Here is a 23,286-nt window from a genome sequence, read left to right on the forward strand (position 1 = left end):
TTTCGATAATGAGGGAGAGTAGATATGGGGAACGTCAACACTATCAGGTTCAGCCTGCTGGCCACCGGAGCGCTCGCCGCGCTGTTGCCAGTCAGCGTGCAGGCGCAGGAAGCGCAGGCAGATGCGGCGGCGGAAGAGCAGGCGATTATCGTCACCGGCAGCCGCATTCGCGGGATCGAAGCGGTTGGCTCAAGCGTCATCGCGATCAGCGCCGATGACATTGCGCAAGAGCCGGTCACTTCGACCGCTGACCTGCTGCGCCGCGTGCCGCAAGTCGTCTCGCTGGGTGCAAACCGCAATGGTGGCTCGGCGCAGAATGGCGCGGCCAACGCCACGCGCGGGGCTGGCATCAACTTGCGCGGCATTTCCACCAACGCCACGCTGCTGCTGTACGATGGCCGCCGCTTCCCGCCGCAGGGCACGCAAGGGCAGTTCACCGATCCATCGGTGCTTCCTGCGATTGCGCTCGAGCGGGTCGAGGTTGTGGCCGATGGCGCTTCGGCCGTTTACGGCTCGGACGCGATTGCGGGCGTGGTGAACTTCATCCTGCGCCGCAATTTTGATGGCGTGGAAGTGCGCGCGCGGGCCGGGATGGCAGAGGGCGGCTATACCGAAAAGCAGATCTCCGCACTGCTGGGCCGCAAGTGGGACACCGGTTCGGCGATGATCGCCGCCGAATACACCACCAATTCGCACCTGCGCGGCTATGACCTCGACTTTTATCAGGACGATAATCGCTATCGTGGCGGGCGCGATCTGCGCGTGCAGAACTGCAACCCCGGCACGATCAGCGTGGGCGGCAACACTTATGCCATCCCGCAAGGTGGCGTGACGGCGGCCAATGTCGGCGCTTTGCGGGCAGGCACCAACAACCGCTGCTTCTACAACGCGCAGGACACGGTGATCCCTGAACAGAAGCGCTACAACGTGACCGCCGCCATCTCGCAGGATATTGGCGAGAGCGTGCGCGTGTTTGCAGACGGGTTCTATTCCTATCGCAATGGCACGATTTCGGGGATCAACAACATCAGCGCCACGGTGCGGAACACCAATCCGTTCTTCGTTTCACCCGTGGCAGGTGCAACGCAGCAGACGGTGCTGTGGTCTATGGTCCCGGAACTGGGACCGGACTTCAATCCCTATCACGGGGAATCGTGGAACGTGGTGGCCGGGATCGAGGCCAATCTGATCGGTGATTTCAAGGCCACCGCCTATTACGCGCATGGTGAGTCTGAAGATGTGGCTGATCGCCGCCTTGGCGTGAACACTGCCGCGCTCAACGCCGCGCTGGCCGATACCAACCGCGCCACCGCGCTGAACGTGTTTGGCGGGCCGAACAATCCGGCGACGCTGGCCAAGATCCGCGACAACCTGTTCGTCATCACCGGGCGCACCAAGCTGGACGTGGCCAACGTGCAACTGGACGGATCGCTGTTCGATCTGCCGGGCGGCGCGGTGCGCGTGGCTTTGGGCGGGGAATACCGCGAGGAATACACTTATACCGACCTGCTCACCGGGCAGGCCCTTACCCCGCGCAGCGTGGCCGATTCCGGCACGCGCAATGTGAAGGCGGTGTTTGGTGAACTGTTCGTGCCGATCGTGGGCAGCGGCAATGCCATGCCGTTTATCGAACAACTCTCGCTTTCCATTGCGGGCCGCTATGAAAAGTATAGCGATTTCGGCAGCACCACCAATCCCAAGATCGGGCTGACGTGGAAGCCGATGGACACGCTCACCCTGCGCGGCAGCTATGGCACATCGTTCCGCGCGCCAACCTTTACCGAGGTTTCGACCATCGCGGGCGGGGCCGGGCTGTATTACGATACGCTGCCGGGCGCTTCGGGCAATCTGGTGGGCATCGGCATTGCCGGCGGCAATCCGGGGTTGAAGCCCGAGACGGCGACGACATGGTCAGTGGGCGGTGAGTTCAGGCCGATCAGCGCGCTGCGCCTGACGCTGACGTACTTCGACATCGACTACAAGGACCAGATTCAGGCCCTGCGCGGCACGCCGGGCATCCTGACAAACCCGATCTATGCCTCTTTCGTGCGGTTCAACCCGAGCGCGGCAGACGTGACCGCGCTGATCAATTCGGGCCTGCCGATCAACAATGCGATCAATGCCAATCAGGTGCAGTTCATTGTTGATGGACGCCGCCAGAACCTGGGCCGGTCGCAAGTGCGCGGGATCGACTTTGGAGCCTATGCCAACTGGACGCTGGGCGGCGTGAAGTTTGATGCAGGCGTGCAGGGCACATACTTCACCAAGTATCTGTTCCAGGCATTGCCGGGGGCGGCGGTTACCAACGTGGCGGGGCTGATCAACTTCCCGCAGAAGTTCCGCTCGCAGGCCGATATCGGCGCGCAAGTGGGCATCTTCTCGGGCCGTCTGACGTGGAACCATCTTGCGTCCTACACCAACACCACGATCACGCCCTTCCAGAAGGTTTCGAACTACGACACCTTTGATCTGGGCGTGAATGTGGAAGTGAACGAGCGGCTGCGCATCGGCTTTGACGTGCGCAACCTGCTGAACGAAGATCCTCCGTTCGTGGATACCACGCGCGGCTATGATGCGCAGTCGGCCAATCCGATCCCGCGCATGTTTGCGATGACCGCCGGGGTGAAGTTCTGATGGCGGCGCTGCTTTCGCTGCTGGCTGCGGCAAGCGTTGCCACCGCCAGTCCTGCCGATTGCAGCGCGCTTATCGGTGCAAGGGGGGACGTGGTGGTGGATAAGGCCACTGCGGTCCCCGCCAATGCGGCGTTCAAGCCGGACGACAGCCGAACGTTCTATAAATCGGTTCCGGTATCGGCAGGGTTCTGCCGTGTGGAAGGGCGGATTGAGGGGACCATCGGCTTTGAACTGTGGCTGCCGCTGGCGTGGAACGGACGGCTCCTTGGCGCTGGCGTTGGCGGCGATGCAGGGGTTTTCAACTACATCGACATGAGCCTGCGCGTGGGACAAGGCTTTGCCACGGTCACCACCGACGCCGGGCACAAGGCCAGCGATGCGCATTGGATGCGCAACGCCAAAGCGCGCACGGATTACGAACACCGTGCCGTTCACCTCACCGCGCAAGGTGCGAAGGCGATTGCGGCTCGGTTCTATGCGCGGCCCGTGGACCGCAGCTATTTCACCGGATGTTCGGGCGGCGGGCGGCAGGCCTTGAAGGAAATGCAGGTCCATCCGCAGGACTATGACGGGGTGATTGCGGGCGCGCCCGGACCCAACATGCCCCTGCAATCGGTGCGGATGATGTGGTTCGCACTGGAGGCGCAGCGCAAACCGCAAGCCGCCCTGAGCGATGCTGATTGGTTGCTTTACGAAAGCCGCGTGACCGCTGCGTGCGATGGCATGGACGGCAAAGTGGACGGGATCATCACCGATCCGCTGCAGTGCCAGTTCCGCACCGCGACGCTGCTGTGCAAGCCGGGGCAAGGCGAGGGGTGCCTGACCGCGCCGAAGCTGACCATGCTGAACAGCATCATCGCGCCGCTGCGGGATGAGCGCGGAAGGGCGATGGACCGGGGCCTGCTCTCCGCCGTCCGCACGCGCCCCGGTCCGCCGTCGCCACTGTTGCGCGCGATGTGGGCCGATGCCGCGCATGACGATCCTGCATGGGATGAACTGACCTTCAGCCGCACCGGTGACCTTGCGCTGATCAACAAGGTGATGCCGCAATTGCGCGGGGATTCCACGTCCATCGCGCCGTTCGTTGCCGATGGCCGCCGGGCGATCCTCTATCAGGGGTGGCAAGACCCATCGACCAATGCCGGGCCGACGCTGGAATACTATGGCGCGCTGGCGCGTGACAACGGTGGCCTTGGGCGTTTGGCGCAGAACGTGCGGCTGTTCATGGTGCCGGGCATGTATCATTGCCGGGGCGGTCCGGGCGTGGACAGCTTTGGCGCATCGGGCCATGCGCCGGTGAGCGAGGACGCCTCGAAGGACATGCTTTGGGCGCTGATCCGCTGGGTAGAGCAGGGCATTGCGCCCGAGCGGATCGAGGCGAGCAAGGTGGCTGACACGGGCAGTTTTACTCGCCCGATCTGTGCGTTCCCCAAGTCGGCACGGCTACGCGGCGGTGAATGGGCCTGCGAACATGACGCCGCGCTGCTGCGCTGGCCTTCTGCCAAGTTGACGAAATGATCAGCGATATTCTTTCCGCCCATATCGCATCGACGCGGTGGGCTGGTTTGCCCGAAGCGGCGCGGGAAGGTGCGCGGCGGGTGCTGCTGGACGCGGTGGGGGTTACTTATGCCGCCAGCGGGCTTGCGCCCGAAGCTGCGCCGTTCATTGCTCTGGCCCGCGCCAATGGGGCTGGGCCTTGTGCGATCCTCGGTACGGCGCACCGGGTGCAGCCTTTGGGCGCAGCGCTGGCCAATGGCGCGCTGGCCCATGCGGTGGATTATGAGGATGCATTTGATCGCGCGCCTGCGCATCCCAATGCATCACTGGTGCCGGTGCTGCTGGCTTTGGCGCAATCTGAGGGTGCGGTAGTTGGTCGTCGGTTCCTGACGGCGTTGGCGGTGGGCGGCGATCTGGCTTGTCGGATTGCGCTGTCCCTTCGCCAGCCGATGGAGCAGGGCGGGTGGTATCCGCCGCCGATAGTCGCCGCATTTGGTGCGGTGGCAGGCGCGGCGAACCTGCTGGGGCTGACGGCGGCGCAGACCAAGGACGCGCTTTCGCTGACGCTATGCCAGGTGACAATGCCCGGTGAAATCAAGCACAGCCGCCGCACCGTGCTGCGCGCCGTGCGTGAGGCTTTTCCGGCGCAAGCTGCGTTGACGGCTGCATTGCTGGCGCGTGAGGGCGTGGCCGGGTTTGAGACGCCGCTTGAGGGCAAGTCGGGCTTCTATGCGCTTTATGCGGGCGGGCATTTCGCGCCTGATGATCTGACTGAAGGGTTGGGCCAGCACTACTGGGGCGCGGAATTGACGTTCAAGCCTTGGCCCAGTTGCCGGGGGACGCATCCGTTTATTGAAATGGCGCTGGATCTAATGGCGCAGCACGGGTTTGCCGCTGATGATATTGCGTCGGTCGAAGTTTCGGTGGACGATGTGCAGGCGATGCTGGTGGAGCCGCTTGAGCGCAAGCAAGCGCCGGACGTGGCAATTGACGCCAAGTTTTCGATCCCGTTCACCACCGCGCTGGCACTGGTGCGCGGCGGGGTGAGGCTGGATTCCTTCGGGCCAGAAAGCCTTGGCGATCCGCTGGTCCTTGGCATGGCGGCGAAGGTGCTGCCCGCGGTGGTGGCATCGCCCACATGGCAGCGCGGCGTGGGTGGCGCGATGCGTGTTACGCTGAACGATGGCGCAGTGCATGAGGCATTTGTGGCCAATGCGCTGGGGTGCCCCGACCGGCCTTTGACCGAAGGCGCGCAGTTGGCGAAGTTCATCGACTGCCTGTCGCGCGCGGCGGTGCCGGTCGGGCGGGAGCGGGCTGAGGCGTTGGCTGAGCGCATCTTGGCGCTCGAAAGCTGCGATGCTGTGGGCGCGCTGTTCTAGAAAACTGCCCGCATTTCCGCGCGGCGCTGGCTTTGCCACGGCAGGCCATCGGCGTCGGGTTCGTCAGTTGGCTTGGCCGCCACTTCCCACTTCGTCTCGATCTTCAGGCCTGGCACCAGCCTGCGCATGGTCTCGGCAATAGTTTCAGCGCGTTCCTGCGCAGCTTCGGGGCGTTCGGCCAGTTCAAGGCCGCTGACCTTCTCAGGCACAGTTGCCGCAAAGCCGGTGACGACGAGCTTTTTGGGCTTGGCCGCCCTGATCCACGTGACGGCATTGTCGATCAGCCAGTCGTCATACTGGTAAACAAGGAAGTCCTTGTCGAACTCGAAATAGACCGGGAACACGCGTTCGGCATAAGGGCCGGGGGGCACCGGGCGCGCCACAGATAGCGGCGCGATGTTGCGGCGGGGCAGGGTGTAACGGCGGCCGGGGAAGCCCTCTGCCGGGATCATGTGCCGGGTGCAGGGGATGTCGAGCCGCGATGTGCGCACCGGATCGAGCGCCGGTGCGCCGCACGGTTGCGCAGTGTTGGCAGAGGGGCGTCCTTCTACCAGCACAGCGAAGTTCCAATCGGGCTTGTAAGGGCTTTCGGTCACGTCCCAGCGCTTGCCCGTTTCGCGGTCATCGGCCAGCCAGCAGCCCGATTTGCGGCCGGCGTCCGTATCGCGATAGACCGGGCAGGCGACGTAGCGGACAAGCCCGGCGGTGTCTTGCGCGGCCTGCGCGGTGGTTGCGGTGCAGAGTGCGACAAGGAGGGCGAGGCGCTTCACAGCACACCCATCAGGTTGATCAGGTCCTGCTTCTCCTGCTCGGTATAGCCGATGGAATAGCGCCGTTCGTAATAGTCCACCACGCCGCGCAAATCCTTTGCCAGCCCGTTCGAAAAGTATGGCGCACGGGCCGAAAGGCCGCGCAGCGATTGCAGCGTAATCTTGCCCACATCGGCGCACTTGCCCGATGTCAGCGCGAAGCCGGGATCATAGGTGTAGATGACCTTGCCATAGTGCGGATGGGGGCGTCCGGTGCAGGTCACCCTGAACAGCGGCAGATCATCCCACGGATCGGCAAAGGGCAGGGTGGTGGTGCCAAGATCGACCTGGCCGGGGGCCACGTCGTTGCCCATCTGGCTCATATTGTGACAGAAAACGCAGGAGTTGCGCACTGGATTGCCAAAGCCGACGCGCGAGTTGATTCCGGCGGAATCGGTGATGAGGAACATCTTTTCGCGGAACACGCGCGCCCCGCGCGCAATGGACTGGCGCATGGCCAGTTGTTCAGGCGTCAGCTTGGCGGCCTCATCAGCAGGGATTTTCTCCCAGCCCTTGAACTCGCTCCAGACGGGTTCACCAATGGAGCCGAGCGCGCCGGGTTCGCTGTCGCGCAGGCGGGCAGGGCCTGCCACGGCCCCGCCGCTGTCCACCGCGCCGCCGGTCTTGCTCACTTGCATCGCGGTGTAGACGCGCAGTTCGAAGTCCTGCAATTGCTTGCGCTCTGCCGGAGAAAGCGCCTTGAGCATCTGCAGGTGCGTGGTGGCCGCATCCTCCATTTGGATGCGCAGGCTGCCCGCGCGGTTATCGGCCATCAGATTGCCCGATTGCGGTTTGCCGTCTTCGGGATCGAGCGGCAAAGCGTAGCCCTGCTTGGGATCGAACGGGAAGCCGACCGCCAGCAAATACTTCATGTTCGCCACCGGGCGCGGGCGGCGATAGACGGAGATTTTGCCGGCCTCCGGGCCATAAGTCGGCCCGGAATTGCAACCGTTGGGATCGCGCACCACTTCGATGGTGAAATCGGGTTTGACAGGATTGCCGTTGAAGCTTTTGGCAGGCCACGGGCGTTCAATGCGGATCAGTCCGCGATCCAGCAGCAACGAATGGCTCTCCCGCTTGTCCTGCGGCAGGGTGGGGCAGTTCGATCCGTCATAGGCGGCGAACAGCGGGTCTTTCCCGTTGGTGCGGTCCCACTGGCGGCGCACGCTGTCCACCGAAAGGCTCATCGCATCGGATGGCTGGTGGCAGGTGACGCAGGCGCGCCCATCCTTGCCCAACGGTTCGAAAAACGGGTGGCCCGCCGTTTTTAGCGGCCCTCCCACGGCCAGCATGCGCAGCGTGCCGTTGGCGTTATCGTAGTCCAGAACCGCTGGCAGCACCCGGCCTTCACCGGGTGCCCACCAGCGGTCAGGCACATCCCCGCCGCGCGCGCCGACCGAGAGGGCCAGAACGAGCGCAGCGAGCGGCAGGGCAAACGACTTTTGCGGGAGGAGGTGCATCAGCCGCTTGCCCTTTCTCATTGGCTCAATTGCCGATTTCAACGCGCAGTCGCAGGCCATATGTGCGCGGCGCACCATAGATGATGCCGCCATCCGCGCTGGAACTGTTCTGGATCTGCGATGCGATGTAGGTCTTGTCGGTCAGATTGTTGACGAAAGCTTCGAGCTTGTATTTGCGGCCCATATCCAACGTCAGCCGCGCGTCGAACACGTTGCGGCCCGGCACCCGCGTGTTCACGCTGGGGAACGGCGTGGCGTACTGTTCCGAAATGTAGGACCACTGCACGCGCGGTGTCACTTCAACCGAGCCAAGCGGGATGGCGTACTGCACGCCTGCGTTCACAGTCCAATCGGGTGAGAACGGCAGAACGCGGTCCTTGGGCACAAAACGCAAGTTGGTGGGGCAGCCGGGATCGGTGCCTGCGGCATTGGTGTCGGAAATGCAGGCCGAATTGGCGAACTTTGAATTGAGGTAACCCATGCCCGCATTGGCGGCGAACCCGCCAAACTGCGCGGTCACTTCCAGTTCTGCGCCCCACGATTTGCCCGCCAGCGCATTCTGCGTGACCGGCAGCCCGCCGACGAGGCTGGAAAGCTGGATGTCCTTGTAATCCGAATAGAACACATCGCCATTCACGCGCAGGTGGCGGTCGAACAGTTCGGTCTTCAAGCCAGCTTCATAGACGAAATTGCGTTCCGGCTTGAAGTCCGGCGTATTTGGCGTGAGGTTCACCCCGCCTGCTTTGTAGCCCTTCGATGCGGTCACATAGAGCATGTTGTTCGCGCCGAAGTGATAGTTTACGCCCAGCTTTCCGGTCAGCTGCTGTGATGTGACCTGGCTGGTGAAAGGCAGGGTGATCGGCGGCCCCGGCACGGCAAAGCGGGTGTAAACCTGCTTGTCCCACGAATAGCGGGCACCGGCCAGCACTTCGAGAGCATCGGTGACGTAGTAGTTCACCTGCCCGAACATAGACTGCGAGGTGTTCTTCGCCTCGGTGATGATGCTGCTGTTCGATTGCACCACGTCCAACGTGTTGCGGTTGTCACGCAGCAGGGTGACAGGGACGCTTTCGTCCATCACGAACCCGCCGAGAACCCACTGCAGCGGACCTTTGCCGGTGGAAAGCAGGTTGAATTCGCCGATCAGCGTCTTGAACTGCGTATCGCCATTGCTGACGCGGCCGGGGAAGCGGGCTGTGTTGGCACCGCTGGTCGGCAGGTTGGCGGGCACGGCCAGCGCGGTGGCGGTGCGATCACCGTCGGTCTGATCGTGGGTATAGCCATCCTGCCACGAAACCAGTGCGCGGGCCTGCACGCTGTCGCTCACGTCATAGCGCGCTTCGGCGGACAGGCGGTATCCGGCTTGATCTTGAAACGAAAGCCCGTCTTCCTGGATCTCGAACGGGTTGGTGCTGACCGTGTCGCCACGGCGCTTGACCGCGTTGTTATCGCTGCGGACGTCGAAATACTCACCGCGCACGTTGACGTTCAGCCGACCATCCATGCCGCGCAAGCGCAGGTTGGCGCGGATGGCATCCATGTTCAGATTGCCGGGCTGGCTTTGCGCGTTGGCTGCGATGTTGCGGGTGAAGCTGTCACGCTCTTCATGCACGCCCGCGATGCGCAGCGCCACGTTTTCACCGCCCACATTCACGGCGGCAACCACTCGGTAGCGGTCATAGTTGGCGACGGTCACATCGCCGATCGCAAAGTTGCTGTCGAATTCCGGTTCAGGCGTGCGGACGTAAAGCGCGCCGCCGGTGGAGTTCTGACCGGTAAGCGTGCCCTGCGGCCCGCGCAGCACTTCCATCGTGCCGATATCGAAGAACGTATGGCCGATGAACTGTTCATGCGGGATCAGCTGGCCATCGATGTAATAGGCAACGCCGGGGTTCGATGTTGGCGCCGATTGCGCGATGCCAACCCCGCGGATGTTGATGAAGGTCGACCGGTTGAAGGTGTTGATCGCAATGGACGGTGCGATCTGCTGAATGTCGTTGAGGTTGACGACGCCCTTGCGCTCAAGCTCAGCGCCGGAAAAGACCGAGGCGGAGATCGGCACGTCCTGCAGGCTTTGTTCACGGCGTTCGGCGGTCACGATGATGGCGGTAAGGCCGCCGTTGTCGCCTTGATCTGCTTGGGCTGCGTCCTGCGCAATGGCAGGTGCGATGGTGGCGGTGCTGGCGAGAAGCGCGCCAAGCATGACTGCTTTGCGGGTGTTGATGGCAGGCATGGGAAATCCCCTCACTTATTTTTGCTCTGACTGATAACAGTGCCAATAACGTCAATGTAAGGGCTTGCAAAGCCCTAATTCAAACGCTTTGCCGCGATTGCTCCGACAGCGCAGGCCAAAGCAATGCCGGTCGAGGCCATCAGGGCACAGGCAACCCGCAGCGGATCGAGCGGGGCCAGCAGGCCCAGCAGCGTCATGGCTGAGCCGCTTGCCACCATCTGCAACGCCCCTGCAAGGCTGGTTGCCGTGGCGGCAAGGCCCGGTTCGGCAAAGGCGACAGCGTTGAACGCCACCGGCCCTGCCAACCCTGCGCCAAATCCCAGCAGGGTGATCGGCGCGATCAGCGGCACGACGCCTTCAACGCCAGCAAGCGCCAGCAAAAGCGCGATTAAACCGCCGGTTGCCGAGCTTGCCGTGCCGAGGATCAAGGCACTAAAGCGGCGCTCCACCGGAACGACCAACCGCGTGCCCGCAATGCTGGCGGCAGCAATCACCAGCAGCGCAAGCCCCGCTTCGCCCGAAGACAGGCCATAGCGATGGACCAGCAGGAACGGCGCTGCGCCCAGAAACATATAAAGGCCGCTGCTTGCCGCCGACAGCGTGATGGTGGTGAGCACGAAAGCGCGATTGCGTGCCAGTTGGGCGTAATCGCCGAGCAGGCTGCGCGCCTCTTTGCCGCGACGTTTACCCGCGCCAGTCTCCGGCAAGCGCTGCCATGCGGCGATCAGCGCAACCATTCCGGCAATCGTGAGCAGGCCGAACACCGCGCGCCAGCCCGCCAGATCGGCGATGGTGCCGCCGATTACCGGCGCGATGGCAGGGGAAATCAGCACTATCGTCATCAACGTGGCCTGCACCCCGGCAGCGCGGGCGGGGCCGAAGACATCGCCCACCATGACCCGCGCGGTGACGACGCCGCAGGCTCCGCCCGCTGCCTGCAGCAGCCGCGCCAGCAACAGCCATTCGGGCAGAGCCGCTAATGCAGAAGCCGCCGCGCCGAGGATATAGAGGGCAAGGCCGGCCAACATCACCGGCCTGCGACCGAGACGGTCCACCAGTGGCCCCGCTACAAGCTGCCCTCCGGCAAGCCCCGCCAGATAGGCGCTGACCACTTGCTGCGCCCGTGCCTCGCCAATCGCAAAATCGGCGGCGATCAGGGGCAGGGCGGGCACCAGCATGTGAATCGCCATCGATCCCATCGCCGCGATTGCCGCCAGCGTCAGGATTGTGGTGCGATGGCCCTTGGGTGACGTGGTGGGGTTCATCTGTCGCCGCGCGCCGCCACCTGCCGCGCGGTGACGGTCAGCGCAGCGCAAATCACCGCAATTCCCACCAGCAGCAGCGTAGGCGGGGTGAACGATCCAGTTGTCTGCCGCAGGTAACCCATCAGCGGCGGCACGGTCGCTCCGGCAAGGCTGCCGGTCATGTTGATCACCACAATGCCCATCGCCATGCTGCCCGGGCGCAGCAACCGCGAGGGAATGGCCCAGAATGCGGCCACGGTGCAGCCGGTGCAGGCTCCGCCGATCACCAGCGCGATCAGGCCCGGCAGCCCAGCGCCGAACAGGTTTGCCGCCAGCAATCCAGCGCCACCCAGCAAAGCGGGGATGGCCACGTGCAAGTATCGCTCACCCGTTCTGTCAGAATGGCGCGCGTTGAGGATCAGGCCGACGCCGCTGGCTGCCCAGGGCAGCGCCACGATCAGCCCGGTCTGCGCCGATGTAAGCCCCGACATGCTTTTGACCACCTGCGGCAGCCAGAACATGATGCCATAGTTCGATGCAAGGATGCAGAACCAGATCGCGGCGCACAGCCAGCCCACCGGACTGCGCAGCACGGCCCAACGTTCACCGGGTTGGTCGGTTGCGGCGGCCTTGCGCGCGCCTTGCACGTTACGGCCGATCCAGTCGCGCTCTGCCGGATCGAGCCAGCGTGCGGCCTTGGGCGTATCGGGAAACCACACCCATGCGAATACCGCCAGCGCCAGCGCGGGCAGTGCTTCAACCAAGAACATGAAGCGCCAGCTTTCCATGCCAAAAGGCTGGTCCAGATCGATCAGCAGACCCGAAATCGGCGCGCCAATCACTTGCGCGACCGAGATCGAGACGATGGGAATGGCAAGGATGGACGCGCGGTAGCGTTCTGGCGCCCACTGGCTGAGATAGAGCATCAGGCCCGACGACAGGCCCCCTTCGGAAAAGCCGATGGCCACGCGCAAACCATAGAGCTGCCATTCGTTGGTCACCGCCGCCATCAGGCACGAACAGATGCCCCACGCGGCGGTAATTGTCGCCAGCCAGCGGCGCAGGCCCACCGCTTCGTAGAACAGCACGCTGGGATACTTGGCGATCATGTACCCCACGAACAGCACGCCCGCGCCAAAGCCGTATTGCGTGGCCGAAAGGCCAAGGGCGCGGTTCATGTCGATGGCCGCAAAGCCCACGTTGGTGCGGTCAATCGCGCCGATCAGGATGTAGAGCGCTGCCGGGATCACCAGCCGCCGGATCACTTTTCCGCCCACGCTGCGTTCAAGTGCCTCTTCGCTCAATGCCTGCTCGGCCACCGGCATCTCCCATTCGTCCATATCGTTATGATAGCGCTTGCATGGCGCAGCGCTGGTGCTTATGCAACCGTTCATGACTGAACTCGCCCAAGATTTCGACCCAGAAGTTCCCGAAGACTTCGATAGTCCGCATATCGAATACGCGCGTTTGCGCCGCGAATGCCCGGTTGCTCACACCGATGGGCTTGGCGGGTTCTGGGCGCTGACCCGTTATGAAGATGTGAAACGCGCAGCTTCGGATTCATCGACATTCATCACGTCGGTGCAGAACGTGGTGCCCAAGGTTGCCTATACCGGACGGCGGCCGCCGCTGCATCTCGATCCGCCCGAACATACGCCCTATCGCAAGGCGCTCAACCCGCTGCTTTCGGCTGAACGTGCCGAGATGTTTGCAGGCCGGGCGCGGGAATTGACGCGACACTTGCTAAATCCGATGGTTGCCAAGGGCGGGGGCGATATATGCGTCGAACTGTCCAGCTATCTGCCGGTCCACGTCTTTGGCGAATGGATGCGGATGCCCGAAGAGTGGCTCGATACGCTGCACGATGCCGGGCGTGCGTTCATCCTTGCGGTGCATTCCAATGTGCCCGAGGTGATGAAGGAAACCTCGCTCAAGCTCTATGACATGGCCCGCGCGCTGATTGCGCTGCGCCATGAACACCCGCAGGATCCCGCGCTCGATCCCACCACTGCACTGATTGAGGCGCGGCACGAAGGGCAGCCGCTGCCCGATGAACTGCTGGTCGGCACGGTGCGGCAAGTGCTGGTTGTAGGTATCGTTGCGCCGATGGTGATGATCGGCAACATCTGCGTCCACCTTTCGCGCGACAAGGCGTTGCAGCAAAAACTGCGCGCCGATCCTTCGCTGATCCCGGCCGCGCTTGAGGAATTTCTGCGCCTCTACACCCCCTATCGCGGCTTTGCGCGGACGGCGGTGTGCCCGGTGGAGATGGGCGGCCGCACGATCAATCCGGGCGAGGCGATTGCGCTGATCTATGCCTCGGCCAACCGGGATGAGGACGTGTTTCCCGATCCTGACGAATTCATCCTTGATCGGCCTAACATAGCCCAGCACCTGGCTTTTGGGCGCGGGCCGCACAATTGCCCCGGCGTCCATCTGGGGCGAATGCAGTTGCGCGTGGCGATTGAGGAAATTCTGGCCGCCACCACTGAGTTCGAACTCGACGGCACGGTCACGGTCAGCCGCTGGCCAGAGATTGGCGCATTGTCTGTTCCGTTGAAGTTCACCTGATCGGCGCAAGACAGCGATTGCACATCATGGCGTGAAGGCGCTAGCGTCTGCACCATGACGGGCACCACGGTTGATCCATTCGATACCCTTGTGGGCAAGGCGGCAACGCTGGACGATGTTGCTGCCCGCGCGGGCGTTTCCACCGCCACGGTCAGCCGCTTTGTCAACAACCCGCAAGTCGTGGCCAAAGCCACCGCAGAACGCATCCGCGCAGCGATTGCCGAAACGGGCTATATCCCCAATCTGCTGGCGGGCGGCCTTGCGTCCAGCAAATCGAAAATGGTCGCGGTGCTGATCCCGTACCTCACCGATTCGATCTTCAACGATACGATGCAAACGATGGCAGAGGAGCTTTCCGCCGCCGGAACCACCGTGATGCTGGGCCTCACGGGTGTTTCCGAAGCGCGCACTGAAGACCTGATCCGCGCCGCCATCAGCCGCCGGGTGGACGCGATTATCTTTACCGGTCCGGTCACGCCGAATGTCGAGCAGATGGTCCGGCGCAGCCCGGCGCTGTTCATTCAGGTATGGGATTTGCCGGAACACCCCATCGGCATCGCGGTCGGCTTTTCGCACCACGCCGCCGGGCGTGATATTGCCCGCTTTCTGATGTCGCGCGGCTATCGGCGGCCGCATGTGGTCACGGCGCAGGGCGCGCGCGCCAATATGCGCCGCGATGGCTTTGTGGCGGAATGGCTGGCGGGTGAGAATGCCGCGCCGACCGAGGCGAGTGTCGAAGTGCCATCACGCTTTGGCCACGCCCGCCGTATTTTCGCAGAGATACGCCGTCTGGACGAAATGCCCGATGTGGTGGTCTGTGGATCGGACTATCTGGCGCAGGGCGTGATTGTCGAAGCGCTGGCGGCAGGGTTGCGCGTGCCCGAAGATATTGCCGTAGTCGGTTTCGGCAACAGTTCCATCGCGGGCGAAATGCGCCCGACCATCACCTCGGTTGAGGTTGATGGCGCACGTATCGCGCGCGAAGCCATCGCCGCGATCCGCAACCGCAGCGGCGCCGGACTGCCGCAGGAACGCTGGATCGACGTGGGCTTCAGGCTCGTGGCGCGCGAAAGTGCGTGAGTGCCAGAACCGTTAAGGCCCGGATGATAGTGCAGTCGGATGAATGAGCGAATGACGATTCTTTTGACAGGCGGCGCGGGCTACATCGGCAGCCACGCGGCGGTCGCGCTGATTGAGGCAGGGCACGCTGTCGTGTGCTTTGACAACCACTGCAACAGCAAGCCTGATGTGGCCGTGCAGGTGGAGCAGATCACCGGAAACGCGCCCATCATGGTCACAGGCGACATCCGCAACCGGGCTGCGCTGGATCAGGTGTTCGCCGATCATGCCATCGACGCGGTGATCCACTTCGCCGGGCTGAAAGCGGTGGGTGAATCCGTTGCTTTGCCGCTGGAGTATTATGAGAACAACGTCTGGGGCACAGCCTGCCTGTTGCAGGCGATGAAAGCTGCAGGCGTGCGCAAGCTGGTATTCTCGTCAAGCGCCACGGTTTATGGTGCGCCGCAATATCTGCCGCTGGATGAAACGCACCCGCGTTCGGCCACCAATCCTTATGGCCGCACCAAGCTGATTGTTGAGCATATGCTTGAGGATCTGGCCGCGTCCGATCCCGATTGGCGCATCGCGGTGCTGCGCTATTTCAATCCGGTGGGCGCGCATGCCAGCGGGCTGATTGGCGAAGATCCCAACGGCATTCCCAACAACCTGATGCCCTATGTCACCCGCGTCGCTTCGGGCAGGCTCGATCAGCTTTCGGTGTTCGGCAACGATTACGATACGCCCGATGGCACCGGTGTGCGCGATTATATCCACGTGGTCGATCTGGCAGCAGGCCACCTTGCCGCGCTTGACCGGATCGGGCGTGAAAGCCGCGCCCTGTCGGTGTGGAACCTCGGCACCGGAAATGGCCATTCTGTGCTCGACCTTGTCCGCACGTTCGAGGCTGTGAACGGCCTTGCCGTGCCCTATCGCTTTGCACCGCGCCGCGCAGGCGATGTCGCTGCGTGCTATGCAAGCCCTGATCTTGCGCGTGAAGAACTGGGCTGGGAAGCGCAGCGCGATCTGGCACAGATGGTCGGCTCAGCCTGGAGCTTTGAAAAGCTGGCGACGACGCGCAACCGCTGACGCGGCTGACCTTGCATTGCATGCCGTGACGTTCTATACCTGACAGTATGGAAAAGACCGCCGTTCGTGGCCGCCCTCGGGAATTCTGTCTGGATGAAGCACTCGGCGCAGCCTTGCGGGTGTTCTGGGCCAAGGGTTATGAAGGTGCATCGCTGACGGACCTGACCGAAAGCATGGGCATCACGCGGCCGAGTCTCTATGCCGCGTTCGGCAACAAGGAAACGCTGTTCCGCCAGACGCTTGACCGTTACGAGCATGACAAGCTCGCCTATATTGGCGAAGCCATGAAAGAGCCTTCGGCCCGCGCGGTGGCAGCATATCTTCTGCATGGCGCAGTCGATACGGCCACTGGCAACGAAAGCCGGGGCTGCATGGTGGTGATCTCGTCGGTCGCCTGCCAGAGCGTGGAGCCATCAATCCGCGATGACGTGAACCGCCGGGCGGAATCTGCCAAGCAACTCATCGTGGACCGGATGCAGCAAGCGATTAACGCGGGTGAATTTGTCGTGCCCACCAAGGCCGATGCGATCACGCGCTACCTTATGGCTGTGATGCAGGGAATTTCGGTTCAGGCGCAGTCGGGCGCGACGCGGGCCGAGCTACTTGATGTGGCGGAAGCGGCCCTTTCCGCATGGCCTTCAAAATAGGCGTTTTGCTGCGTTGCGAAAAAAATATCGCTCGGTATATAAATAGTCCTTGACCTGAACGTCAGATTACGTACTTATCGGTACATATAGCGGTGAAGCGGCGGAAGTCGCTTGTGCATGGCGGACGTTTGGCGTCCTTCCTTCAAAACCGTGACCAATAGCACCGAAAGCGCACGCTTTCGGGACCGATGACGCTTGCCTGCAAAAGGGCCGGGGATAGATATGCTCGACACTCCTTTCGACCGTTACGACCATTTCCCCGCAGATGACGGGGCTGTTGAAACGATCCAGCGCGACGCCGCTAAGGCCGCGATCCCGTTTACCCATGCTAAGAAGGCCGCAGTGCGAACTGCGCGTCGCCGTCCTTTGTTGATCGCCGCCGCATTTGCAGCAGCAATCGCAGGTTCGTGGTGGTTTGTGCAGGGCGGTAGCCCGGCACCCGCCGCCGTTCCCATCCCGGTTGTAACCGCCGCCGCACCGCTGCAAAAACAGGTGACCGAATGGGACGAATTCGTTGGCCGCTTCAGGGCAAGCAAAAGCGTTGAAGTACGGCCGCAGGTCTCCGGTCAGATCACCGCCATTCATTTCAAGGACGGGCAGTTTGTAAACGCCGGTGCGCCACTGTTTACGATAGATTCGCGCCCATACCGTGCGGTGCTGGCACAAGCGCAGGCAGAAGTTGCGCGCAGTTCCAGCATGCTGGCGCTGTCGCAAGCCAATCTTGCGCGGGCGCAGCGCCTCGTCGCCGAAGATGCTGTCGCCGCAACAGAAATTGACCGGCTGCGCGCCGAAGTGCGCAACAATCAGGCCGCGCTCGCCGCAGCGCGCGCCGCTGTGAACGCACGCGCGATTGATGTGGGCTTCACCGTCATCAAAGCGCCGATCTCGGGCAGAATCTCGGACCGGCGCATCGATGCGGGCAATCTTGTTTCGGGGGGAGGTGGCACCGCTGCCACGCTGCTGACCACGATCAACGCTGTCGATCCGGTGTATTTCGAATTTACCGGATCAGAAGCGCTCTATCTCAAGGCGCGCCGCGAGGGGCTGGAAAACGGCAGCGCAGTGGATATTCGCCTTGCCGACGAGGCGGACTACCGCTGGCACGGCAAGCTGGACTTCACGGACAACAACCTTGATCCATCATCCGGCACGATCCGCGCTCGTGCGGTCATCAGCAACAACACGGGCCTGCTCACGCCCGGTCTGTTTGGCCGGATGCGTCTGGCAACGGGTGGCACGCGCGATGCGCTGCTGGTGCCCGATGCCGCGATCACCACCGATCAGGCGAACAAGCAGGTTCTCGTCGTTGGCGCAGATGGCTTGGTATCGGCGCGCACGGTGCAAATCGGCCCGCAAGTGGGCGGTCTGCGCGTGATTGAGAAGGGCCTAGCGCCAAACGATAATGTTGTCATCAAAGGGGTGCAGATGGCCGTTCCCGGCCAGAAGGTCCGCGCGCAGGCTGGGCAAATCGTTCCAGCCCCAAGCGGCCCATCGGCTGCCGGTGGCGATGCCGGAACTGCCCCGCGCTCAGCATCGGCCTTGATCGTAAACTGATCCCATTTTTTGCGGCGCGTTTTTGAACGACGCCCGGAGTCTGCCCGATGAGCATGTCCCGCTTTTTCATCGACCGCCCGATCTTTGCCGGCGTAATCACCGTTCTGATTACGCTGGCCGGGGCCATCGCCTATTTCTTTCTGCCGGTCAGCCAGTACCCGGATATCGTGCCGCCCACCGTCACCGTAAGCGCCACTTATCCCGGCGCATCGGCAGAAACGGTTGCCGATACGGTCGCCAATCCGATCGAGCAGGAAATCAACGGCGTTGACGGGATGCTTTACCAGTCGAGTGAATCGACCGGTGACGGGCGGATGACCATTACCGTCACGTTCAAACCGGGCACCGACCTCGATCAGGCGCAAGTGCTGGTGCAGAACCGCGTTGCCATCGCCGAAGCGCGCCTGCCCGAAGAAGTGCAGCGCCTTGGCATCGTCACGCGCAAGACCACCCCGGAATTTCTGATGGTGGTGAACCTCGTATCCCCCGATGGTTCGCGCGACCGCGCCTATATGTCCAACTATGCCCAGACGCGGATCAAGGATCGGCTTGCCCGGCTTGATGGCGTGGGCGATGTCCAGATGTTCGGCCAGCGCGAACTGGCGATGCGGGTGTGGATCGATCCCGGCCGCGCGGCGGCGCTCGGGCTGACCGGCAGCGATGTGGTGCGCGCGCTGCGTGCCCAGAACGTGCAGGTGGCAGCAGGCACGCTTGGCCAGCAACCCAGCCCTGAAGCCGCGTTCCAGCTCAACGTTGAAACGCAGGGGCGTTTCACCGATCCGGCACAATTCGGACAGGTCGTTATCCGCACTGACGATCAAGGCCGGCAGATTCGGGTGAACGATGTGGCGCGTGTGGAAATCGGCGCGGCTGATTACGCCACGTCCGCCTATCTCAGCGATATGGATTCGGTGATCCTGCCGGTGTTCCAGAAGCCCGGTTCCAACGCGCTTGCCGCTGCTGAAGGCGTGAAGGCGACGATGGACGAACTGTCGAAGTCCTTCCCGCAGGGTCTCGAATACCAGGTCGTCTACAACCCAACCGAATTCATCTCTGAAAGCATCGACGCGGTGCTCAAGACCCTGATCGAGGCCATTATTCTGGTGGTGCTGGTGATCGTGGTCTTCCTGCAAAAAGTGCGCGCATCGATCATCCCGGTGCTGGCCATCCCGATTTCGCTGGTCGGCACATTCGCCGTGCTGGCAATGGCGGGCTATTCGCTCAACAACCTGTCGCTGTTCGGGCTGGTGCTGGCCATCGGCATCGTCGTGGATGACGCGATCGTCGTGGTCGAGAACGTCGAGCGCAACCTTGAGGCTGGCTTCTCCCCGCTGGAGGCTGCGCGCCGCTCTATGGACGAAGTTGGCGAGGCCCTTATCGCGATTGTGCTGGTGCTCTGCGCGGTGTTCGTGCCCACGCTGTTCATGGGCGGAATTACGGGCGAATTCTACAAGCAGTTCGCGGTGACCATCTCTGCCGCCACGGTCATCTCGCTGATCGTTTCGCTCACCCTTTCGCCTGCGCTTTCGGCAATGCTGCTGAACAAGCATGAACCTGTTCCGGCTGAGGCACCGCGCTGGCGGCAGGTCGTTGATCGCGCCGGTGCCAAATTCAACGCGATGTTTGAACGGTTCAGCGACGGCTATGCCGGGCTGACGGCGCGCCTGGTCGCCATGCCGCGCCGCATGATGATGGCCTATGCCGTGCTCATCGGGCTGACCGGGCTGACTCTTTCGGCCACGCCCACCGGCTTTGTCCCGCAGCAGGATCAGGGATACTTCCTCAGCGTGATCCAGTTGCCGCCGGGCAGCGCCACCACCCGCACCGATGCGGTGATGAAGCAGGTGGCAGATCGCGTGCTCAAGCTTGACGGGATCAAAGGCGCGGTCATGTTTTCCGGCTTTGATGGCACCACGCAAACGCAGTCAGCCAGTTCGGCAGCGGCCTATTGGGTGCTGGATGATTTCAAGGCGCGGCAGGCCAAAGGGCTTGATATCGATACGCTGATTGCCAATGCGCAAAAGGCGACTGTCGATATCAATGAAGCCCGGCTGATGATTGTAAAACCGCCGGTAATTCAGGGCATCGGTTCGGCAGGCGGCTTCCGCATGATGCTGCAGGACAATTCGGGCAAGGGCTATCGCGCGCTGCAAGATGTGGCCAACCAAGTCATCGCCAAGGCCAACGGTCAGCCCGGACTTGCCGGGGTCTACACCTTCTTCGATACAGGCACACCGCGCGTGAAGACCGAGATTGACCGGGAAAAGGCGCAGCTGCTCGGCGTTGCACCGTCAGACATCTTTGATACGCTGTCGGTCTATCTGGGCAGTGCCTTCGTCAACGATTTCAACCTGCTGGGCCGCACCTATCGCGTCACCGCACAGGCAGATGCGCCCTATCGCGCCGATGTCAGCGATATTGCGGGCCTCCATGCCCGGTCGGCAAGCGGTGCGATGGTGCCGCTGGGTTCCGTGGCCACGTTTACCGACACCACCGGCCCGTACCGCGTCTCGCGCTACAATCTGGCTCCGGCCGTCGCCATCGATGGCGATACCGCCCCCGGCGATTCCACCGGGGCATCGCTGATGACGATGGAAAAAGTCGCCGCAGAAACCCTGCCTCAGGGCTATGCCACCGAATGGACCGGCATCGCCTTTCAGCAGGCCAGCACCGGCAACACCGCGATCTTCGTGTTCGGGCTTGCCGTGCTGCTGGTGTGTCTGGTGCTGGCCGCGCAGTATGAAAGCCTGATTGCGCCGCTGGCGATCATCCTGATCGTGCCGATGTGCCTGCTGGCCGCGATGGTCGGCGTGAACCTGCGAGGGATGGACAACAACGTCCTGACACAGATCGGGCTGGTCGTGCTGATTGCCCTGTCGGCAAAGAACGCCATCCTGATCGTGGAATTCGCACGGCAGGGTGAACGGCTCTACGGTCTTTCCGCCGCTGCCGCCGCAATTGAGGCCGCACGCACCCGCCTTCGGCCCATCCTGATGACCAGCTTTGCCTTCATTCTGGGATCGGTGCCGCTGGTCATCGCCACGGGTGCAGGATCGGAATTGCGCCAGGCGCTGGGCACAGCGGTGTGCTTCGGGATGCTGGGCGTCACCGGCTTCGGGCTGATCTTCACGCCCGCGTTCTACGTCGTCACCCGCGCGCTGGGGGACCGGATTGCCGCGCTGCGCAACCGCAATGCGAGCGATGGCCCGGATCACGCTTCGGTTGAACCTGCGGAATAATGGAGCAAGGCATGTCAATTCGTACAACCATTCTCGCCGCCATCTCCGCGCTAACCATGTCGGCCTGCGCGGCGGCTCCGGCAGACTTCACGGCAAAGGCCGCGCCGGTTGCCGCTTCCGGCCCGTTCCTTTCGGCTGACATAAGCGCGGTCAGCCCCACCGCGCTGCCCGATCAATGGTGGCGGCTTTATGACGATCCGGTGCTTGATGGCCTGATCGATGAAGCAGCCAGCGCCAACACCGATGTGCGGCAGGCCGTGGCGCGGATCGAACGGGCGCGCGCAGCCTTGCGCGGCGCACGGTCTGACCGGATGCCACAGGCTGGCCTCAGCGCCTCGGGCGGATACGGGCAAACGTCGGCGGCCCAAACCTTGCCCGGAGCGAACCGCACGGGCGGCCTGTTCAGCATCGGCGCGGACGTTTCCTACGAACTGGATCTGTTTGGCCGCGTATCGGGCGGCATTGCGGCGGCGCGCGGTGATCTGGCCGCCGCCCAGGCCGATGCCGATGCAGTGCGCGTCATGGTCATCGGCGATACCACGCAGGCCTATGCCACAGCGGCAAATGCCGCTGCGCGCATCACCACCGCCCGCTCAATCGTCGCCCTGCTGGATGAAACCTTACGGCTGACGCGCAAGCGCCACGACGCGGGCCTTGCAGATGGCTTGGCCCTTGCGCGGATCGAAGCGCTGCGTGAACAGCGTGCGGCCACCATCCCGGCGATCGCGGCGCAGCGCAGCGCCGCCCTGTTTGCGCTCGCCACGTTGACAGGCCGCGCACCATCGCAGCTTCCGCCCATCGCGGGGGAACGGTCCGTGCCGCTTGAGATCACCATGCCGATTCCGGTCGGAGACGGTGCAGCGCTGCTGGCACGGCGTCCCGATATTCGCGCGGCAGAACAACGGCTTCTGGCCAATACCGCGCGGATTGGCATGGCGCGCGCAGACCTTTACCCGCGCATCACGCTTGGCGGCTCGATTGGCTCCACCGCATCCAGTGTGGGCAACCTGTTCTCGGGCGGCCCGTTGAGTTTCCTGCTTGGGCCGCTGATCGATTGGGCGTTTCCCAACCGTGAGCCGACCTTCGCCCGCATCGACGCCGCCAACGCCGACGCTTCGGGCGCGCTCGCCGCGTTTGATGGCACCGTGCTGTCCGCGCTGCAGGAAGCCGAAACGGCACTGTCCGATTATGCCCGCGTGCTTGAACAACGCCACGCTTTGACAGCGGCACAATCTGCGGCGCAGCGGGCGGCGGCAATCACGCGGGCGCAAAACCGCGAAGGCGTGGTGGATTCACTGCAGACGCTGGACGCCGAGCGCACCTATGCAGAGGCGCAAGGCGCGCTGGCCGATCAGGATGCCTTGGTTTCGCAGCGCCAGATCGCGGTGTTCCGGGCGCTTGGCGGCGGTTGGTCGCCGACCAGCCAAGGCGCTGCACGATGAACGCGCGTTGGTGGGAGGAACATCGGGACGCGTTCACGGCGGGGGCGACAGGCTTTACGGTCACAGCCTCGGCGTTGTTAATGCTGTTCTTTGCCTAGCGGTTGCGCGTCTTGCAATCGTAAACCCGCGTTTCGCACTTGCAGCAATGTGGGCGTACAGCCATATCGGACAGGCCTTTCAGGCATCCTCTCCCAAACTTTCCAAGGGCCGGCGCAAGCTGGCCCTTTTTTTGCGCTGATGAAGCGCCATGAAGTATGCTTAGAGACGTATGGCATTTTATTTAACATAAGACTTATTATCGTTCATATGCATATTTTACCGGCGGTGTTTGTCGCAGTCGCTTTACGCTGCGGTTCTGTTGACCTTGACCCGCCGGTCGTCGGCCCCGGCACCGCAAGCCCGATCCCCGTCAGTTGACGTGAACCGCTATCCT

At 63.0% G+C, this 23,286-nt stretch carries 15 protein-coding genes; 10 read left to right on the forward strand and 5 right to left on the reverse strand.

What is annotated here, in order from left to right; genetic code table 11:
• Positions 1 to 24 precede the first annotated feature (24 nt).
• From Q8R81_RS17955 to Q8R81_RS17965, 3 genes are read left to right on the forward strand one after another with little or no spacing between them, the layout of a single operon-like run.
• Positions 25 to 2,634, forward strand: coding sequence for a TonB-dependent receptor (locus tag Q8R81_RS17955; protein WP_305619902.1), 2,610 nt, complete (start codon positions 25 to 27; stop codon positions 2,632 to 2,634).
• Positions 2,634 to 4,151, forward strand: a complete 1,518-nt coding sequence (locus tag Q8R81_RS17960; protein WP_305619903.1) for a tannase/feruloyl esterase family alpha/beta hydrolase — start codon at positions 2,634 to 2,636, stop codon at positions 4,149 to 4,151. The genes Q8R81_RS17955 and Q8R81_RS17960 overlap by 1 nt, the downstream gene beginning before the upstream one ends.
• Complete coding sequence (locus Q8R81_RS17965; protein ID WP_305619904.1) at positions 4,148 to 5,509, forward strand: MmgE/PrpD family protein; 1,362 nt, start codon at positions 4,148 to 4,150, stop codon at positions 5,507 to 5,509. The genes Q8R81_RS17960 and Q8R81_RS17965 overlap by 4 nt, the downstream gene beginning before the upstream one ends.
• On the opposite strand, the gene Q8R81_RS17970 is transcribed toward Q8R81_RS17965, so the two are convergent.
• From Q8R81_RS17970 to Q8R81_RS17990, 5 genes are all read right to left on the reverse strand, one after another.
• A complete protein-coding gene (locus Q8R81_RS17970) occupies positions 5,506 to 6,279 on the reverse strand; it encodes a hypothetical protein (protein ID WP_305619905.1) in 774 nt (257 codons plus the stop codon). The genes Q8R81_RS17965 and Q8R81_RS17970 overlap by 4 nt on opposite strands.
• Positions 6,276 to 7,799, reverse strand: coding sequence for a hypothetical protein (locus Q8R81_RS17975; RefSeq protein ID WP_305619906.1), 1,524 nt, complete (start codon positions 7,797 to 7,799; stop codon positions 6,276 to 6,278). Before Q8R81_RS17975 ends, Q8R81_RS17970 begins: the two co-directional genes overlap by 4 nt.
• Positions 7,800 to 7,803: 4 nt before the next feature.
• A complete protein-coding gene (locus tag Q8R81_RS17980; RefSeq protein ID WP_305619907.1) occupies positions 7,804 to 10,011 on the reverse strand; it encodes a TonB-dependent receptor in 2,208 nt (735 codons plus the stop codon).
• Positions 10,012 to 10,085: 74 nt separating this feature from the next.
• Positions 10,086 to 11,276 (reverse strand): Bcr/CflA family efflux MFS transporter, encoded by a 1,191-nt coding sequence (locus Q8R81_RS17985; protein ID WP_305619908.1) that lies wholly within the window; start codon positions 11,274 to 11,276, stop codon positions 10,086 to 10,088.
• Positions 11,273 to 12,649, reverse strand: a complete 1,377-nt coding sequence (locus Q8R81_RS17990; protein WP_305619909.1) for an MFS transporter — start codon at positions 12,647 to 12,649, stop codon at positions 11,273 to 11,275. The genes Q8R81_RS17985 and Q8R81_RS17990 overlap by 4 nt, the downstream gene beginning before the upstream one ends.
• On the opposite strand from Q8R81_RS17990, the gene Q8R81_RS17995 reads away from it, so the two are divergent.
• The 7 genes from Q8R81_RS17995 to Q8R81_RS18025 all read left to right on the forward strand — a co-directional run bounded on the left by Q8R81_RS17995 (position 12,648) and on the right by Q8R81_RS18025 (position 22,853).
• The gene (locus tag Q8R81_RS17995; protein WP_305619910.1) at positions 12,648 to 13,826 is read left to right on the forward strand and encodes a cytochrome P450; all 1,179 of its coding nucleotides are present in this window, start codon (positions 12,648 to 12,650) and stop codon (positions 13,824 to 13,826) included. The genes Q8R81_RS17990 and Q8R81_RS17995 overlap by 2 nt on opposite strands.
• Positions 13,827 to 13,880: 54 nt before the next feature.
• Positions 13,881 to 14,906, forward strand: a complete 1,026-nt coding sequence (locus Q8R81_RS18000) for a LacI family DNA-binding transcriptional regulator (RefSeq protein WP_305619911.1) — start codon at positions 13,881 to 13,883, stop codon at positions 14,904 to 14,906.
• 51 nt (positions 14,907 to 14,957) lie between these two features.
• Entirely contained in the window at positions 14,958 to 15,971 is a 1,014-nt protein-coding gene (gene galE, locus Q8R81_RS18005) for a UDP-glucose 4-epimerase GalE (RefSeq protein WP_305619912.1), read from the forward strand.
• 47 nt (positions 15,972 to 16,018) lie between these two features.
• Positions 16,019 to 16,618 carry a TetR/AcrR family transcriptional regulator gene (locus tag Q8R81_RS18010; protein WP_305619913.1) on the forward strand — a complete coding sequence of 200 codons (600 nt, stop codon included), beginning with the start codon at positions 16,019 to 16,021 and terminating at the stop codon, positions 16,616 to 16,618.
• A 222-nt stretch (positions 16,619 to 16,840) separates the two neighbouring features.
• The gene (locus tag Q8R81_RS18015) at positions 16,841 to 18,172 is read left to right on the forward strand and encodes an efflux RND transporter periplasmic adaptor subunit (protein ID WP_305619914.1); all 1,332 of its coding nucleotides are present in this window, start codon (positions 16,841 to 16,843) and stop codon (positions 18,170 to 18,172) included.
• 47 nt (positions 18,173 to 18,219) lie between these two features.
• Positions 18,220 to 21,411, forward strand: coding sequence for an efflux RND transporter permease subunit (locus tag Q8R81_RS18020; protein WP_305619915.1), 3,192 nt, complete (start codon positions 18,220 to 18,222; stop codon positions 21,409 to 21,411).
• Between the two features lie 11 nt (positions 21,412 to 21,422).
• Positions 21,423 to 22,853 (forward strand): efflux transporter outer membrane subunit, encoded by a 1,431-nt coding sequence (locus Q8R81_RS18025; protein WP_305619916.1) that lies wholly within the window; start codon positions 21,423 to 21,425, stop codon positions 22,851 to 22,853.
• Positions 22,854 to 23,286 lie beyond the last annotated feature (433 nt).

The sequence above is a fragment of the Novosphingobium sp. genome (assembly GCF_030696665.1).
In the GTDB taxonomy this organism is placed as follows: Bacteria; Pseudomonadota; Alphaproteobacteria; order Sphingomonadales; family Sphingomonadaceae; genus Novosphingobium.

Coding starts and splice junctions, on each gene's coding strand:
- Q8R81_RS18015 (WP_305619914.1), top strand. CDS start 16,841: ATGCTCGACACTCCTTTCGACCGTTACGACCATTTCCCCGCAGATGAC.
- Q8R81_RS17990 (WP_305619909.1), bottom strand. CDS start 12,649: ATGAACGGTTGCATAAGCACCAGCGCTGCGCCATGCAAGCGCTATCAT.
- galE (WP_305619912.1), top strand. CDS start 14,958: ATGACGATTCTTTTGACAGGCGGCGCGGGCTACATCGGCAGCCACGCG.
- Q8R81_RS17965 (WP_305619904.1), top strand. CDS start 4,148: ATGATCAGCGATATTCTTTCCGCCCATATCGCATCGACGCGGTGGGCT.
- Q8R81_RS18010 (WP_305619913.1), top strand. CDS start 16,019: ATGGAAAAGACCGCCGTTCGTGGCCGCCCTCGGGAATTCTGTCTGGAT.
- Q8R81_RS18025 (WP_305619916.1), top strand. CDS start 21,423: ATGTCAATTCGTACAACCATTCTCGCCGCCATCTCCGCGCTAACCATG.
- Q8R81_RS17995 (WP_305619910.1), top strand. CDS start 12,648: ATGACTGAACTCGCCCAAGATTTCGACCCAGAAGTTCCCGAAGACTTC.
- Q8R81_RS17975 (WP_305619906.1), bottom strand. CDS start 7,799: ATGAGAAAGGGCAAGCGGCTGATGCACCTCCTCCCGCAAAAGTCGTTT.
- Q8R81_RS17980 (WP_305619907.1), bottom strand. CDS start 10,011: ATGCCTGCCATCAACACCCGCAAAGCAGTCATGCTTGGCGCGCTTCTC.
- Q8R81_RS18000 (WP_305619911.1), top strand. CDS start 13,881: ATGACGGGCACCACGGTTGATCCATTCGATACCCTTGTGGGCAAGGCG.
- Q8R81_RS17955 (WP_305619902.1), top strand. CDS start 25: ATGGGGAACGTCAACACTATCAGGTTCAGCCTGCTGGCCACCGGAGCG.
- Q8R81_RS17960 (WP_305619903.1), top strand. CDS start 2,634: ATGGCGGCGCTGCTTTCGCTGCTGGCTGCGGCAAGCGTTGCCACCGCC.
- Q8R81_RS18020 (WP_305619915.1), top strand. CDS start 18,220: ATGAGCATGTCCCGCTTTTTCATCGACCGCCCGATCTTTGCCGGCGTA.
- Q8R81_RS17985 (WP_305619908.1), bottom strand. CDS start 11,276: ATGAACCCCACCACGTCACCCAAGGGCCATCGCACCACAATCCTGACG.